Raw genomic sequence first — 16,579 nt, forward strand, 5'->3', positions numbered from 1 at the left:
CGACAGCTACCAAGGAGTGCAGACCTTTATTGGGATAACTGAAAATAACCTCACGGAAGTACTTTAGGTTAGGTATCTATCTTAAAATGTATCGTAAATTAAGAACCGCCTTGGTACGGATCCGTATGCCGGGTGGTGTGGAAGGTCGCCTAGGGAATTAATCCCTAGGCTCCTATCCGATTTTTACAAGGTGTTTTTTATTCTTGCCATGAAGGGTTTTCTGCCACGAAGGCGCTAAGGCACAAAGTTTATTCAGGAGGATTGTTAAAATCTCGGCAAAGTGTAGAGGCGTAAGTTTTTTGCCACGAAGGATTTTCTGCCACGAAGACACTAAGGCACAAAGTTTCTTCAACAGAATTGTTAAAATCTCGCAGAGGCGCAAAGTTTTTTTGTCACGATTGGTTTTTCTGCGAGAAGGAGTAAAGCACAATGTTTTACTTTTTTTTCTTTGGGACTTAGCGCCTTTGCGCGATTATAAATATTTACCATAAACCATCATACTTCAATTTAAACTTTGTGCCTTAGTGTCTTCGTGGCAAAATCACCTCACTTTGCGCGATTTTAAATATTTACCATAAACCAGCGTACTTCAATTTAAACCTTGCGCCTTAGCGCCTTCGTGGCAAAATTACGTCACTTTGGGTGATTATAAGATTTACCATAAACCAGCGTACTTCAATTTAAACTTTGTGTCTTAGTGTCTTCGTGGCAAAATCACCTCACTTTGCGCGATTATAAATATTTACCATAAACCAGCGTACTTCAATTTAAACTTTGCGCCTTAGTGTCTTCGTGGCAAAATTACGTCACTTTGGGTGATTATAAGATTTACCATAAACCATCATACTTCAATTTAAACTTCGTGCTTTTGTGTCTTCGTGGCAAAAATATGGGTGTTTGTAGTTTGTTTTTACGTTTCCTTTAATTATGAAATATCTGACTGAAATTGTATAAGGCTTTGATTAACAATATTTATGAAATTTGAATTATCAAAAAAGAAATAAAACCAAAGTTGAGTTTTGTACGTAAATAATTACGGACTAATTTATAAAAACCAAACCATTATGAAAAAACTATACTTAAATGCAGGAGGATTTGATGCTATTTTTAATGATCTTAAAGATAGTTTTAACGGTGATTTGATTCTCAATAATAACGAATACAATTTAGTTATTAAATCAAAATGGGCAAAAGGGACTATTACCGGAGTTTGTCTGGATAATAAAATGTCGCATTTGAGTTTTGATCTTGTATTGAATCAGGATGTCAGTTTAAGTATAGAATCATTTCAATCAGCGCCTATATTTTTCGCGTATTGCGAAGACGGACGATTGACACATAGTTTTGGTGCGAATGGAGAGAAAAAAAGCATTAAAAAGAATCAAACCGGTATTTTGAGTAATACATCAGTTATAAATAGTGTTTTGTATTTGGAAAGTCATAAACACATTCAGTTTTCATTAATAGGAATGCCAACGAATGTATCAGCTGAAGGACAGAATGCTGAAACGATTTCTCAATTAAAGAAAAGATTCATGAGCGAATCAGGCAATTATTTTTATGCAGGAAGCCAAAGTTTGAAAACTGCTCAGAAATGGCAAGAACTTAAAACGCTTCCTCAAAAAGGAATTGTTAGAAATTTGCTTAAAAAAATAATATTAAAAGAAATTATTGAGATAGAGATAGCTCAACATAGTTATAATTATATCAAAACATTTGAACCTATTTTAAATTTGGCCGTAAAGCAAATTAATGAAATTAAAAGAATTTCGAATATGAATATAACTGAAGTAATTATTGCTGCAGGATTAGCGAGCCGACACTATTTGCCACGTATTTTTAAAGAAAAATACCATTTATCATATAAGCCATTCAATCAGAAATTAGCTAGCTAACAAGCATCATATATTACTTCTTTTACGAAAAAAACAGCTTAAACGAGCTGTTTTTTTTAGTTAAGAATGTTGCTAAAATAGCGCGCGGATGACGCTGATTCGCTTTGCGAAAACGCTGATTGACGCGGATTTTTTATTTTGTAATGAAATTTTAGTGTGTGTCATTGCGGTGAAATTGCCCACGGATGACACGGATTCGCTTTGCGAAAACGCTGATTTGCGCAGGTTTTTTATTTTGATGATTGCTTGTTTTTTGTCGTTCTGACGTAATTTATTACCTTATAATTAATAAAAACTTAGCATCTTCGTGGCGGAAAACTACTGTCTTCGCAGTATAAAAACTTTGTGTCTTAGTGTCTTTGCGGCAAAAAAACTAATGTATTTGCTGTCAAAAACCTTTGTGTCTTCATGACAAAAAAAACGTAATACACAAGTCTCATTCTTTCTCATAATAAATAATAAAATAAACCATAATCAAATTCAGGCATAACGAGACGCTATTGGTAATTATTATGGGTAAATCATTTTTTAAAATGCCGTAAATAATCCAAACCAGGATTCCGAAAGTTAGAATTCCAAAGGTTTTAAGCGAGATTTGTTTCACTTTTTTGGTTTTCCAGACTTTTAGAATCTGCGGAATCACTGATATCGTAACACAGGTTCCGGCGAAGAGTCCGATAACGTCTATTAAATTCATTTTTTTTGAGTTGCTAAGGTTCTGAGATACTAAGTTGCTGAGTTTTTTAATCTCGCAAAGGCGCAATGTTTTTTTTAGTTACTAAGTTTCTAAATGGCTAAGTTTTTTAATCTCGCAAAGACGCAAAGGCGCTAATTTTTTTTTTGAGTTACTTAAATAAGCTCACGCAAATTAACTTCGCATCTTTGCGCGATTAAACTATACACAATAAAAAACTTTGAACCTTTGTCCCTTTGCGCCTTTGAACCTTTAAAAAAATCTATCCGCCAATCATTTCTCCACCATTGACATGAATGAATTGTCCGGTGATATAGCTACTGTCTTCGCAGGCAAGAAATACATAAGCAGGTGCAACTTCTGAGGGTTGACCGGCTCTTTCCATTGGATTGTCTTTACCAAAATCAGATAATTTATCAAAAGTAGCCACAATCAAAGGTGTCCAGATTGGTCCAGGCGCAACGCCGTTTACACGTATTTGCTTTTTGGCCAGCATAGTCGATAATGATCTTGTAAAACTAACAATGGCACCTTTTGTACTCGCATAATCCGCAAGATGTTCGCTGCCGCGATACGCCGTAACAGAACTCGTATTAATAATAGTATCGCCTTGCTTCAAAAATGGCAATGCCGCTTTTGTAATATAAAAGTAAGGATAGATATTGGTTTCGAATGTCTTATGGAGCTGTGCAGCGGTTATTTTTTCCAATTCGGTTTGAGGAAATTGTACAGCTGCATTATTAACCACAATATTTATTTTTTTAAATAAGGTACGGCACTTTTTTACAGCACTTTTACAAAATTTCTCATCTTTCAAATCGCCACTAATAATCAGGCATTGTTGGCCTTCTTTCTCAATTAATGCCTTTGTCTCTTTAGCGTCTTTGTCTTCTTTTAAGTAAACTATGGCAATATCCGCACCTTCTCTGGCAAAATGAACGGCAACACTACGGCCAATACCACTGTCGCCACCGGTTATAAAAGCAACTTTTTTGAGGAGTTTACCGCTTCCAACATAATTTTCTCTTATAATTTCCGGTTCAGGGTTCATTTTATGTTCGTTCCCCGGAAGATTTTGTTTTTGTTCAGGAAATGTCTTTGTCTTTTTCATAATACTTTAATTTTAGAGCAATTAATCTGACTCTAAAATAGTTAGCAGATTATTAAAAGCTTAACTGAAATAAATTTAAGATTACCTCAATAAATTACATCTAAAATTTAAAGCCCAAACATGGGAATTATGTAACTAATTTGCTTTTCGATAAAAAGGCAATATGCTTTTTTTTTATAAATTTGAAGGTTTGACTGCCGTTATTTAAAAATAGGATCAGCTATTTTGAATAGCATTTTTCAAAGCGATTTTCAAATTAAAAACAAATTTATTCATTACAACTTTACTCCCCCAATACAGTATGGTATTAATCGTCGACGATATAAAGGCAAATATAATTGCCTTGAAGAAAACATTAGAACTACATGATATTGATGTGGACACGGCTGAGTCCGGCGAAGAAGCCCTGAAGAAAATCCTAAAAACAGATTATTGCCTGATTATTATGGATGTTCAGATGCCGGGACTTGATGGTTTCGAAGTAGTAAAAATCCTCTCAGGTAATAAACGCACCAAAGACATTCCGGTGATCTTTCTTTCGGCACTAAATATCGAAAAGAAATACATTTTTAAAGGATATGAAACCGGTGCAGTCGAATACATTACCAAACCTGTAGACAGTGATTTGCTGATGTTAAAAGTAAAAACTTTCCTGAAACTTTATGAGCAGCAAAGAGAATTAAAAGGTATAAAAGAACTCCTTTCTAAAGAAATCATAATAAGGAAAGAAGCTCAGGACAATCTCGAAATTAAAATCGCGGAAAGAACTAAAGAACTGGTTTTGAAAAACGAAGAATTAGAGATGAAAAATCACGAACTGCAACAATTCTCCTGGGTAGTTTCGCACGATTTAAATGAGCCCATCCGTAAAATTCAGATTTTTATAAAAATCATCAAAGAGCTTTATTTGGCTGATGATGTAAAAGCAATTGATTACGTAAATCGTACAATTAAATCAGCAGAACGAATGCAGACTTTAATTACTGATTTACTAGCATACTCAAGATTGTCGTCGCAGGTAAAACCTGAATCAACCGATCTGAATGAGGTTTTGCAGGAAGTACTTTCAGATTTTGATTATTTGATCGAAAGGAAAAATGCGACTATAAAAACAAATGAACTCCCAACAATAGACAGCATTCCGAGTCAGCTGAGGCAGGTCTTTCAGAATTTGATAGGAAATGCACTCAAGTTTTCCGGAAATTCCCAACATCCTTTGATCGAAATTACATCTGAATTAATTTCAGATAAATCTTTTGAAAGTCCTGTTGCTGCAGATGGTAAATTTTGCAGGATTACAGTAAAAGATAACGGAATTGGTTTTGATGAAATTTACCTCGATCGGATATTTATCATTTTCCAGAGCTTAAACGATCGACAGTCGTATGAAGGAACCGGAATTGGATTGGCGATTGCCAAAAAAATCATAGAAAAACACAACGGATTAATCACAGCAAAAAGTCAGGTAGGCAAGGGCGCAAGCTTCATTATTGTTCTTCCTTTAAAATACGAATAAATATAACCAAAAACATGAAGAATAACTTTAAAAGGAATTTATTAATAAGTTCGATGATCTCGTTACTGGTTCTGATGATCAGTTCTACGGCCTCATTTGTAAGTATAAAGAGCTTACTGAACAGTAATTTTTGGGTCAACCATACTCAGGATGTAATTTATAATCTGAACGAAGGTTCTGCGATAATTACCGAAGCGCAAACCAGTATGCGTGGTTTTTTGATTACCGGTGACGAACAATTTATAGAACGATATAATGATGCCGAAGCAAAATCAAATAATTATTTTGAAAAAGTATTAGAGCTTACGGTTGATAATCCATCTCAGCAAGCACAATTAAAGGAATTAACCACACTTCGTTCTAACTTTTTTAAGTACCTGAACAATCAAATCGTAAAAAAGCGCCTCGGAAAAAACGCGGCTACTTTTGATCTCACTGAGGGCAGAAATATGATGAATGATTTGCGTGCTAAAATTAAAACAGTTGAAAATACAGAGCAGAATCTTTTAAAAGAACGCAATGAAAACTCAGAACGTTATGGTACTTACAGTATCATTTTGATAATCGTTGCTTTTATAATTGCCTTTATTATTTCGATTGTATTTTTGATCAGGATTCTAAAAGATTTTAATGAACGTGCGCTGCTTCAGGCTGAACTAGAGAAAAAAGATCGTGAAACAGCTCAAAGAATCGAAGCAATAAGTTCTATTGCCAGTAATATTTCGAACGGAAATTATGACATTCGTGTAGATGATACAAAGGCTGATGCATTAGGAAGCGTGGGCGAATCCTTGAATAGTATGGGAGTTTCCCTGAAAAATTCTTTCGATTTATTGTCTCAAAAAGAATGGCTTCAAACCGGTATTGCGAATCTCAATAATGTAATGCTGGGTGATAAATCAATGCAAAAATTATCAAAAGATGTTATTGAATTTGTGTGCCAATATACCAATAGCAGTGCCGGAGTTTTATATGTTTTAGAAGAAAATGAACTTTTTGTTGCAGGCGGTTACAGCTATATACCAAGTAAAAATCGAGAACGCATTCAAAAAGGAGAAGGTTTAATTGGACAGGCCATTGTTTCAGGAAAAATTCTACAATTAAAAGCATTATCGCCAGATGATATCCAGATTAATTATGCTTTAGGTCAGATAAAACCAACCCATATTGTGGCTATTCCGTTGTTGGATACTAAAATTGAGGGAGCTATTGAATTGGCGAGTATTTACGGGTTTTCGGATTTGCATTTAGAGTTTTTGAAGAATGTTTCTAACAATATTGGAATTGCAGTTAAATCTACTCAAAATAGAAAAAGAGTAATGGAATTGCTGGAAGAAACGAAAGCTCAATCTGAAGAGTTACAAGTACAACACAGCGAACTTGAAGCAATAAATGCCGAATTAGAAGCACAAACTGAGAAACTTCAGGCTTCTGAAGAAGAACTGAGAGTACAACAGGAAGAATTGGAGCAAACTAATGAAGAGTTGTCTGAAAGAAGTGTTTTATTGGAAGAAAAAAACAACGAGATCCAAAAGAAATCTGAAGCTTTAGAGTTAACAACTCGTTATAAATCAGAGTTTTTGGCAAATATGTCACACGAATTAAGAACGCCTTTGAATTCGATTTTGCTCTTGAGCCGTTTGTTATCTGAGAATAATAACAAAAGCATGGTCGAGGAAGAAATTGAGTTTGCAAAAGTAATTCAGAGTTCCGGAAACAGTTTGTTAGGATTGATCGACGAAATTCTGGATTTATCCAAAATTGAAGCGGGTAAAATGGAACTTGAATTTCTGGATGTTTCTACTAAAGAAATCACGGATACTTTATGGAATTTATTCAATCAGGTAGCAAAAGAAAAGGGAATTAAGTTGGAAATTCTTTCGAATGATGCACCAATTGTCATTAAAACGGACAAGATGCGTTTGGAGCAGATCCTGAAAAACCTGATTTCGAACGCCATTAAATTTACTGAAAAAGGTACTGTAAGCTTAGAAATTAAAATTAATGAAGACGATGATAAAATCATTTGCTTTATTGTAAAAGATACCGGAATTGGAATCCCGTTAGAAAAACAGCCACTGGTTTTTGAAGCTTTCCAACAAGCGGATGGCTCGACAAAACGTAAATACGGAGGAACAGGTTTAGGATTATCGATCAGCAGGGAATTAGCAAAATTACTTCGCGGTGAAATAATCTTGCATAGTAAAGTTCAGGAAGGCAGTACGTTTACCTTGTGCCTTCCGGTTTTTGGATCTGCAATTGGTAGAATTAATGTCGAAAAAATTCCACCAACAGAATTTACAGAAGTAGTAGAGACAGAGAAAGCCCCTGTAAAAAATAAATATTTAAGCGCGACGATTCCGGACGAGATTGAAGATGACAGAAATTCAATTTTGCCAAACGATAAAGTAATCCTGATTGTTGAGGATGATATTAATTTTGCGAAATCCCTTTTAACTTTTACGAGAAAAAAAGGATATAAAGGAGTCGTTTCTGTTCGTGGGGATTATGCTTTGAACTTTACTTTGTTGTATAAACCTGTTGGCGTTTTATTAGATATTGAGCTGCCAATAAAAAGCGGTTGGGAAGTTCTGGAAGAATTAAAAAATCATAACGAAACCAAACATATCCCGGTTCATATTATGTCATCGCACAAATTAAAACAGGAAAGTTTACTAAAAGGAGCCGTGGATTTCTTAGACAAACCGGTGGCTTTTGAGAAGATTCCGGATGTGTTTTTGCGAATTGAGCACATCATTAATAAAGAAGCGCAAAAGGTTTTAATTATTGAGGACAATCCAAAGCATGCAAAGGCACTGGCTTATTTCTTAGAAACCTATAATATTAATTCTGAAATAAAAAGCGAAGTTTCGCAAGGACTGGAGGCTTTGAATAAAACCGAAATTGATTGTGTTATTCTCGATATGGGAATTCCGGACAAATATGCTTACCAGATTTTAGACGGGGTAAAAAAATCGCCTGGATTGGAGAACTTACCTGTAATTGTTTTTACAGGAAAAAGTTTATCGATGAAGGAAGAAGTAAAGATTAAAAAATATGCCGATTCTATTATTGTAAAAACAGCGCATTCTTACCAAAGGATGCTTGATGAAGTTTCGTTATTCCTTCATTTAGTTGAAGATAAAAAAGACGGAAATGACAAGAAAGAAAGCTATAAAAAGCTAAATTTACTAAACAATATTCTTCATGAGAAAAAGGTATTGATTGTAGACGATGATGTTCGTAATATTTATTCATTGACAAAAGCACTTGAAGTTTTTAAAATGAATGTGATTACTGCTTTTGATGGTAAGGAAGCGATCAAGATATTAGCAGAACATCCGGATACTGATGTTGTTTTATTAGACATGATGATGCCTAATATGGACGGTTATGAAACGGCTGAAAAAATTCGTGCTAATCCTAAATTTTTAAATTTACCGGTAATTGCCGTGACAGCCAAGGCCATGACAGGCGACAGAGAAAAATGTATCAAAGCAGGAGCGTCAGATTATATTACCAAACCGGTAGATATCGATCAGCTGCTTTCGTTATTGAGAGTATGGCTTTACGATAAAATATAAAAAAGTTAGCCACAGATTAAAAAGATTCTCAGATAATTTTTGATAAAGAAATCATTTTAAATCCTTTAATCTGTGGCAAAAAGACAAGAATTTTTAAGGATTCATTGTTTAAATAATTTTTGAAATTTGTGCTAATTCGCAATTCGTAGCGAAAAAAACTTCGCAAAAAAATAATTCGTGACAAAAATAAACCAAATAAAAGTGGACGAAATGAATAAAAAAAGACTTTTGATTATTGATGATGATTCTAGAAATATTTTTGCTTTAGAACACACTTTACGTGCAAAATCATTTGATTGCTTGTCTTGTTTAAGTGCCGAAGAAGCTTTGAAAATATTAAGCTCTGATGAAGTTATCGATGGGATTCTGATCGATATGATGATGCCGGAAATGGATGGTTATGAAGCAATCCCGTTAATAAAAGCACTTCCTAACAGAAGATCAGCTTATATTGTGGCGGTAACTGCTCAGGCAATGATAGGCGACAAAGAAAAATGTTTAGAGGCTGGGGCAGATGCCTATATTTCAAAACCGGTAGATGTAGATAAATTACTGCTTATCTTGGGCAAAATTTGAGAGTATTATGATTGAGGATATCGAACTAGAAACACTTATTAATGACGTTTATGAATATTACGGTTTCGATTTTGGCAGCTATTCAAGAGCTTCATTAAAAAGACGTGTAAACAGAGTAATGCATTTAGATGGATTTACGCATTTTCATGAATTTCTCTCCAGAGTTCGGTATGATCCGGAGTATTATAAAAGAATGGTCGATGAGATCACCGTCAACGTAACAGAGATGTTTCGGGATCCGGCTTTTTATGCCGTTGTGCGAAAAGAAATTTTACCTTTATTAGGTACAAAACCCTTTATTAGATTATGGCACGCCGGCTGTTCTACAGGCGAAGAAGTATATTCTATGGCTATAATGCTAAAAGAAGCCGGTTTACTTCATAAATCATTAATTTATGCGACAGACATTAATGCGACGGTTTTAGAAACAGCCAAAAAAGGGATTTTTCCTTTGCGAATGATGAAAGAATATTCAGAGAATTATCGCGATGCAGGCGGGCAGGAAGATTTTTCCAGTTACTATATCGCCAATTATGGGATTGCTAAGTTTAATGAAGAATTAGCCGAAAAGATGGTTTTCTCACAGCATAATTTAGTATCAGATACCTCGTTTAATGAATTTGATATGATCTTATGCCGTAATGTTTTAATTTATTTTGATAACGATCTCCAAAAAAGAGTCATTAATTTATTCGATGAAAGTCTGGCAGTTTTAGGGTTTTTAGCCTTAGGAACAAAAGAAACTATTAAATATTCTATTGCTCCTAACAAATACAAACAGCTGGATAAAGAAAAAATATGGAGGAAGGTAAAATAATATCAGACTGTAAAGTGGTTATCATAGGCGGATCTGCAGGAAGCTTAAATGCTTTAATGCAAATTTTGCCGGAATTAACTAAATTAAATGGCTTTGCAATTGTAATTGTGGTACATAGAAAAAGTACAGACGATCAGACTTTAGAGGAACTGATTGCTTTAAAATCAAATATTTTAGTAAAATCTGTCGAGGATAAAGTACCTCTTGTACCGGGTTTTATTTATATAGCGCCGTCTAATTATCATTTGTTATTTGAAAAAAACGAGACGCTTTCGCTTGATATTTCTGAGAAAATAAATTATAGCCGACCTAGTATTGATGTGTCATTTGAATCTGCTGCAGAAATTTATGGGAAATCACTGGTAGGAATTTTATTGTCCGGCTCAAATACTGACGGAACCTACGGTCTAAAAAGTATTCATGCTGCAGGAGGAACAATAGTAGTTCAAAATCCGCTTGCTGCTGATATGCCTTTTATGCCTCACAATGCGATTTTGAATACTAATCCTGATTTTGTTCTGGATAATAATGAATTGTTAGACTTTATTAGTACGATAAATGGTTAGCTATTTTTGAGGTTTCGCTTCATCCTCCGGAAGGACAATTTTATTTAGTTCAGCTTCTTTTTCAGCCCTTCTTTGAGCTGCTTTCCCTTTTCCAATAGGGAGACCTGCAGTTACATACAAAGATCTGTTGTATACATTTGGGCCGTCACCTTTCATTACAGGAACCAACCCGTAATAATATTGAACCGTTACGTTCAAACCATTTCCAATTTTCATATGATAACCTGCTCCCAGCGCAATTCCCGCATCGATAACCCGTATTTGGTCCCGGATATTTTTTTTATAAACCACATCATCCTTATTCACTTCTCTGGTAAACTCATCAAAAGCTTTGGCTAATAAACCAAACTGAGGTCCAGTTTTAAGATAAATATTATTCCTGAACTGATATTTAATTAAAATAGGAACATTAAAGTATCTTATTTCGCGATTTACACTTCCGCCTGCAAAAGTATTGTCAAGAGTAGCGTCGTTTAGAGAATACACCGGTATTCCGTGTGCGCCCATTGGAGATTTTACAATTACTCCGGTATTAATCATCCAGGCCGGATTTTGTTTAGATCGAATATCAAAATAAAATCCAAGATTAAAACCCAAATTGGTTCCCGAAGTATCAAGGTCAGAAATTGTCGAGAAATTCACGCCGCCTTCTAAACCAAACTCCAAAAAAGGAGAATTCAGTTTGTCTCCAAAAATTAAGGAAATTAAAACTTGAGAGCGTGCCGGAACAATACAAAACAATGCGATAAGTAATAATAATCCTTTTTTCATATAATTTGGTTTAAAGTCCAAAACGATACTGAAGCCCGCCTAAAACCTGCGTTCTGGTTCCTAAAAAACCTGCTTCTACTCTAAACATAATATGTTTACTATATTGAAATTGAGATCCTACAATAAAATTCCACATATCTTTTGGCGCTTTATGCAATGAATATTGAACCGTTGATGATTCAGCCGTGCTTAAAGCACCATCTAATGTAGTCAGAAAAGTTCCTGCTGACTCCAGCGCCCTGTCTGCCGTATTATGCTTCGCAACATTTGCAGGATTTTTTTGCTGAGATGGCGTTAATCCGTCCCACCAAGTGTCAACCTTAGTTTGATTATCAGAGACTTTAGTCAATCCGTCAGCTACTTTTTGTTCAGCACTGTTGAGATCTAAAACATCACTCAAAGAGATAGTTCCGTTAGTATTGCCAGAGATATGAACCCTAAATCCACCAACCCAAAGAGCAATATTTCTGTCCGGTTTATGCAGTTTAAATGTTTTACCCAATCGTGGACCAAAAATATAAGAAAAAGCAGGTTTGTCAAGAGAACTAATATCAGTCCACGCCATATTCATATCAAGGGCAAGCCAGCCGCCGCCAATACCAATAGTAGGTGTCATCCCGAATCCGAATGTTGTGGCATCAAAATTAGCACTTGTATTAATAGAGGTAATTTGAGTCCAGTTATTATCGGCATCCGGAATCCATATTCCGGCATTTATTTTTATAGTGGTTTTAGACTGGCCAAAAATTCCATATACATTTAAGAATGGCAGCAGCCAGATATCAGGTCGGATCGTAACAGAACTCGTTACTACAGAAGATTTATCAAAACGAACGATTTCATCTAAATTATATAAAGGGCCATTATTAAAGCCAACTTCTAAATCTTTTATGGTAATATCAGAATCCTGCCAGAAATAATTTATGGAAAGTCCTGCGGAATAAGGTAATTTATATCCTTTTTGAGCTACTTTTTCTCCCCAGATGGGTAAAGCATAAGGGTATTTTTCTATTGCAAGGCTGTCTTTTAGCTGCTGATTTTTTTCTCCTACGATTTTTTCGGTATAGACCTGACCGTAAATTTGCATGCTAAAGAATAATGATGATAAGGCTAATATTAATGTATTATATTTCATTGATTTTCGTGTTTATAATTGTTAATTAATAGAACTGCGTAAAAGAAATATGCACTAAATGTATTCTTATGAGGGTGTAGATGTATCTTTTTGGTTTATAGGAGAATATGAATTGAAGGCTTATAAGGATGAACTCAAAACATATGTTAATTATTGTTAAATTTAACTAAATTTTTTTATCATTAATCATATTTTTTTAAGAAAATGCAATTTTTTAGGGAAACGAAACTCCAAGTAAATTTTAGAGAATTAATCCTTTTTCTCTAACATTTTCAACTAATTAAGTTTACAATAGAAATAAATAGTATTTTTGCAACGTGAAATGGATAACTATTATATTATCACTTTATTTAATGGCGCTTTCAAATATGCCTTGTGCAGATATGGAAGTAAATAGTGCTGCTCATAAAATTGCCCAATTTTCATCAGATGCAAATCATTCACACGATAAACAAAACGATTTATGCTCTCCGTTCTGCGCTTGTAATTGCTGTGGAGCACAAGTATTAAGTTATCAGACTGCCATAAGTTTTGATTTTCCTGTGTCTTATTCTATTATTGCAATACAATTACCTAATTATACCTCAGTTTTTGCTTCCAATTTCTATGGAAGTATTTGGCAGCCACCTCAAATAGCATAATGATGCCCGATTAAGTTCGGGTTAGAGAGTTGTGGATTTTCCACAGTATTTAAATAGACAGACCTTGTCTAATTTCTCACATCATTATACCATTAAAATGTTAGATAAAATCATACAGTTTAGTATAAAGAACAAGTTCGTTATACTGCTATTTACCCTTGTATTAATAGCTTGGGGAAGCTATTCGCTTAAACAATTACCATTAGATGCTTTGCCGGACATTACCAATAATCAGGTGCAAATCATTACGGCTGCGCCAACCTTGGCAAGTCAGGAAGTCGAGCAATTAATCACTTATCCGCTGGAACAGGCAGTAAAAACGGTTCCCGATATTATAGAACTCCGCAGTATTTCCCGTTTCGGATTATCAGTTGTTACTGTTGTTTTCGAGGACGATGTTGATATTTACTGGGCAAGAGAACAAATATTTCAACGCTTAAAACAAGCCGAGGAAAATATCCCGGCCTATGCAGGTTCGCCAGAATTAGCACCAATTTCTACAGGATTAGGAGAAATTTACCAATATGATGTTTATGCCAAAAAAGGTTATGAAAACAAATACGATGCAGTAAAATTAAGAACCATTCAGGATTGGATTATTATTCCGCAGCTGCAAGGTGTTAAAGGTGTTGCAGATGTAAGTACCTGGGGCGGAAAATTAAAACAATACGAAATTGCCGTTAATCCCAATACACTGAACAGTCTTGGAGTTACAATTACCGAAATTTTTGAAGCCTTAGAAAAAAACAATCAGAACACAGGTGGTGCTTATATTGAAAAAGATCAATATGCCTATTTTATTCGTGGTGTTGGAATGGCAAAAGGTGTAAAAGACCTGGGAAATGTGGTGGTTAAAAACCGAAATGGTTCGCCTGTTTTAGTTCGTGATGTTGCCGAAGTACGCGAAGGAGTTGCATTACGTTACGGAGCATCGACCAAAGATGGAAAAGGTGAAATTGTTTCCGGAATGGTTTTAATGTTAAAAGGCGAAAACTCGAGTGCAGTTGTAAACAGAATCAAGGAAAGAATGATTCAGATTAATAAAAGTTTGCCAGAAGGCGTAGTGGCAGAAGCTTTTATCGACAGAGGAAAATTAGTCGATAATGCAATGGGAACGGTTACAAAAAATTTACTGGAAGGAGCTTTAATCGTGATTTTTGTACTGATTTTGTTTCTGGGAAATCTTCGTGCCGGTTTAATTGTTGCTTCGGTTATTCCGCTTGCGATGCTGTTTGCCGTTATTTTGATGAATGCTTTTGGCGTAAGCGGAAACTTGATGAGTTTAGGGGCAATCGATTTTGGAATTATTGTCGATGGAGCCGTAATTATCGTCGAAGCCACGATGCATCATTTACAAAAACTCAAGCGCAAGAAAGAATTAACGCAGGACGAAATGGATGCGGAAGTTTATAACTCAGCTTCAAAAATTAGAAATAGTGCTGCTTTTGGAGAAATCATCATCTTAATCGTTTATCTGCCAATTCTGGCTTTAGTAGGAACAGAAGGAAAAATGTTTAAACCTATGGCAATGACCGTTGGTTTTGCAGTTGCAGGAGCATTTGTACTTTCATTGACGTATGTACCCATGATGAGTGCTTTGTTTTTATCGAAAAATACAGAACACAAAGAGAATTTCAGCGACAGGATGATGGCTTGGTTAGAGTCGATTTATACGCCATTTTTAGAGAAAGCCTTACAGTTTAAAAAGTTGGTTTTAGGGATTTCGCTGGGTTTATTTACTGTGGGATTACTTGTTTTTAATAGTATGGGAGGAGAGTTTATCCCAACCATAGAAGAAGGCGATTTAGCAATAAATGCCACTATCATGACAGGAAGTTCGCTGACCCAGATGATAGAAACAACTACGAAGTACGAACAAATACTAAAAGCCAAATTTCCTGAGATTAAAACTATCGTAACCAAGATAGGAAGCGGGGAAATCCCGACAGATCCGATGCCAATTGAAAGCGGCGATTTGATTATTGTCTTAAAAGACAAAAAAGAATGGGGCAAAAAATACCGCAATTGGGAAGAATTGGCCAATGCAATGAAAGAAGAAATGGAAGTGATTCCGGGCGCTAATATTGAGATTTCTCAGCCTATCCAGATGCGTTTTAATGAATTGATGACCGGAAGCCGAAGCGATATTGCTATTAAAATTTTTGGCGATGATTTAGAAATTCTTGATGCAAAAGCAGCGGAGTTAATTTCGAAAATAAAAGGGATCGAAGGAATTGGGGATTTAAAAGCTGATAAAGTAACGGGATTGCCACAAATCACGATAAAATACGATTATAATAAAATTGCTTTATACGGATTGAACATTTCGGACATTAACCAAATAATCCGATCTTCATTTGCGGGAGAAAGTGCAGGAAAAATCTACGACGAAAGCAAAAGATTTGATGTTGTAGTCCGTATGAACGAAGACAATCGTGCGGATATTACAGATGTTAGTAATTTATTTATTCCGTTGCCAAATGGTCAGCAAGTGCCGCTTTCGCAAGTGGCGACAGTCGATTATGAACAAGGTCCCGTACAAGTTACCCGCGAAGACGGAAAGAGAAGAATTACCGTTGGATTAAACGTTCGTGGTCGTGATATAAAAAGTGTAGTTGAAGAGATTCAGCAAAAACTTGATAAAGACCTGAAACTTCCTGCTGGTTATTATGTAACGTATGGCGGTCAGTTCGAAAATCTGATCGAAGCAACCAAACGACTTTCGGTAGCATTGCCAATCGCTTTGGGATTAATATTAGTCTTGCTTTATTTTACTTTTAAAAGTTTCAAACAGGCAGGATTGATTTTTACAGCTATTCCACTTTCAGCAATTGGAGGTGTTTTTGCACTCTGGATGCGCGGAATGCCGTTTAGTATTTCGGCAGGAATTGGTTTTATTGCTTTATTTGGAATCGCAGTTCTGAACGGAATCGTATTGATTTCATATTTCAATCAACTGAAAAAAGAGGGAGTTTTAGATCCGCTGCAAAGGATTTTAATAGGAACCAAAACCAGATTACGTCCCGTTTTAATGACTGCGGCTGTTGCCTCTTTAGGATTTTTGCCAATGGCATTATCAACCAGCGGCGGTGCAGAGGTACAAAAACCTTTGGCAACCGTTGTTATTGGAGGTTTATTCTCAGCAACATTATTGACATTGATCGTTTTACCGATTCTTTATTTGTTGCTAGAAAAGAAGTTTAAGAATAAAGAGACAGAATAGTAAGTTTTTTTTGCCACAGATTAAAGGGATTAAAATGATTTTGTTTAACG

The 16,579-nt window shown here is 35.3% G+C and carries 12 protein-coding genes; 8 read left to right on the forward strand and 4 right to left on the reverse strand.

The window, feature by feature from the left end; all coding sequences use genetic code 11:
* The first annotated feature begins 1,064 nt into the window (after window positions 1–1,064).
* A complete protein-coding gene (locus QLQ94_RS14695; RefSeq protein ID WP_427403058.1) occupies window positions 1,065–1,895 on the forward strand; it encodes a hypothetical protein in 831 nt (276 codons plus the stop codon).
* A 436-nt stretch (window positions 1,896–2,331) separates the two neighbouring features.
* Here QLQ94_RS14695 and QLQ94_RS14700 read toward each other — a convergent pair whose 3' ends face one another.
* Window positions 2,332–2,592 (reverse strand): SemiSWEET family sugar transporter, encoded by a 261-nt coding sequence (locus QLQ94_RS14700; RefSeq protein WP_427403059.1) that lies wholly within the window; start codon window positions 2,590–2,592, stop codon window positions 2,332–2,334.
* Between the two features lie 259 nt (window positions 2,593–2,851).
* Window positions 2,852–3,700 carry an SDR family oxidoreductase gene (locus QLQ94_RS14705; protein WP_427403060.1) on the reverse strand — a complete coding sequence of 283 codons (849 nt, stop codon included), beginning with the start codon at window positions 3,698–3,700 and terminating at the stop codon, window positions 2,852–2,854.
* A 301-nt stretch (window positions 3,701–4,001) separates the two neighbouring features.
* On the opposite strand from QLQ94_RS14705, the gene QLQ94_RS14710 reads away from it, so the two are divergent.
* From QLQ94_RS14710 to QLQ94_RS14730, 5 genes are all read left to right on the forward strand, one after another.
* Window positions 4,002–5,216: a hybrid sensor histidine kinase/response regulator gene (locus QLQ94_RS14710; RefSeq protein ID WP_427403061.1), complete on the forward strand. Its 1,215-nt coding sequence runs from the start codon at window positions 4,002–4,004 to the stop codon at window positions 5,214–5,216.
* A 14-nt stretch (window positions 5,217–5,230) separates the two neighbouring features.
* The gene (locus QLQ94_RS14715; RefSeq protein ID WP_482497597.1) at window positions 5,231–8,800 is read left to right on the forward strand and encodes a response regulator; all 3,570 of its coding nucleotides are present in this window, start codon (window positions 5,231–5,233) and stop codon (window positions 8,798–8,800) included.
* Window positions 8,801–9,010: 210 nt separating this feature from the next.
* Complete coding sequence (locus tag QLQ94_RS14720; RefSeq protein WP_271338073.1) at window positions 9,011–9,376, forward strand: response regulator; 366 nt, start codon at window positions 9,011–9,013, stop codon at window positions 9,374–9,376.
* 7 nt (window positions 9,377–9,383) lie between these two features.
* Entirely contained in the window at window positions 9,384–10,193 is an 810-nt protein-coding gene (locus QLQ94_RS14725; RefSeq protein WP_271338071.1) for a CheR family methyltransferase, read from the forward strand.
* Window positions 10,175–10,759 (forward strand): chemotaxis protein CheB, encoded by a 585-nt coding sequence (locus QLQ94_RS14730; RefSeq protein ID WP_427403063.1) that lies wholly within the window; start codon window positions 10,175–10,177, stop codon window positions 10,757–10,759. Before QLQ94_RS14725 ends, QLQ94_RS14730 begins: the two co-directional genes overlap by 19 nt.
* On the opposite strand, the gene QLQ94_RS14735 is transcribed toward QLQ94_RS14730, so the two are convergent.
* Both QLQ94_RS14735 and QLQ94_RS14740 read right to left on the reverse strand, forming a co-directional pair.
* Complete coding sequence (locus tag QLQ94_RS14735) at window positions 10,760–11,530, reverse strand: porin family protein (RefSeq protein WP_427403064.1); 771 nt, start codon at window positions 11,528–11,530, stop codon at window positions 10,760–10,762.
* A 10-nt stretch (window positions 11,531–11,540) separates the two neighbouring features.
* Window positions 11,541–12,665 (reverse strand): hypothetical protein, encoded by a 1,125-nt coding sequence (locus tag QLQ94_RS14740; RefSeq protein WP_427403065.1) that lies wholly within the window; start codon window positions 12,663–12,665, stop codon window positions 11,541–11,543.
* 317 nt (window positions 12,666–12,982) lie between these two features.
* Here QLQ94_RS14740 and QLQ94_RS14745 point away from each other — a divergent pair, with 317 nt between their 5' ends.
* Entirely contained in the window at window positions 12,983–13,306 is a 324-nt protein-coding gene (locus QLQ94_RS14745; RefSeq protein WP_271338062.1) for a DUF6660 family protein, read from the forward strand.
* 97 nt (window positions 13,307–13,403) lie between these two features.
* Window positions 13,404–16,529, forward strand: a complete 3,126-nt coding sequence (locus QLQ94_RS14750) for an efflux RND transporter permease subunit (RefSeq protein WP_427403072.1) — start codon at window positions 13,404–13,406, stop codon at window positions 16,527–16,529.
* Window positions 16,530–16,579 lie beyond the last annotated feature (50 nt).

The sequence above is a fragment of the Flavobacterium sp. B114r genome (assembly GCF_056824125.1).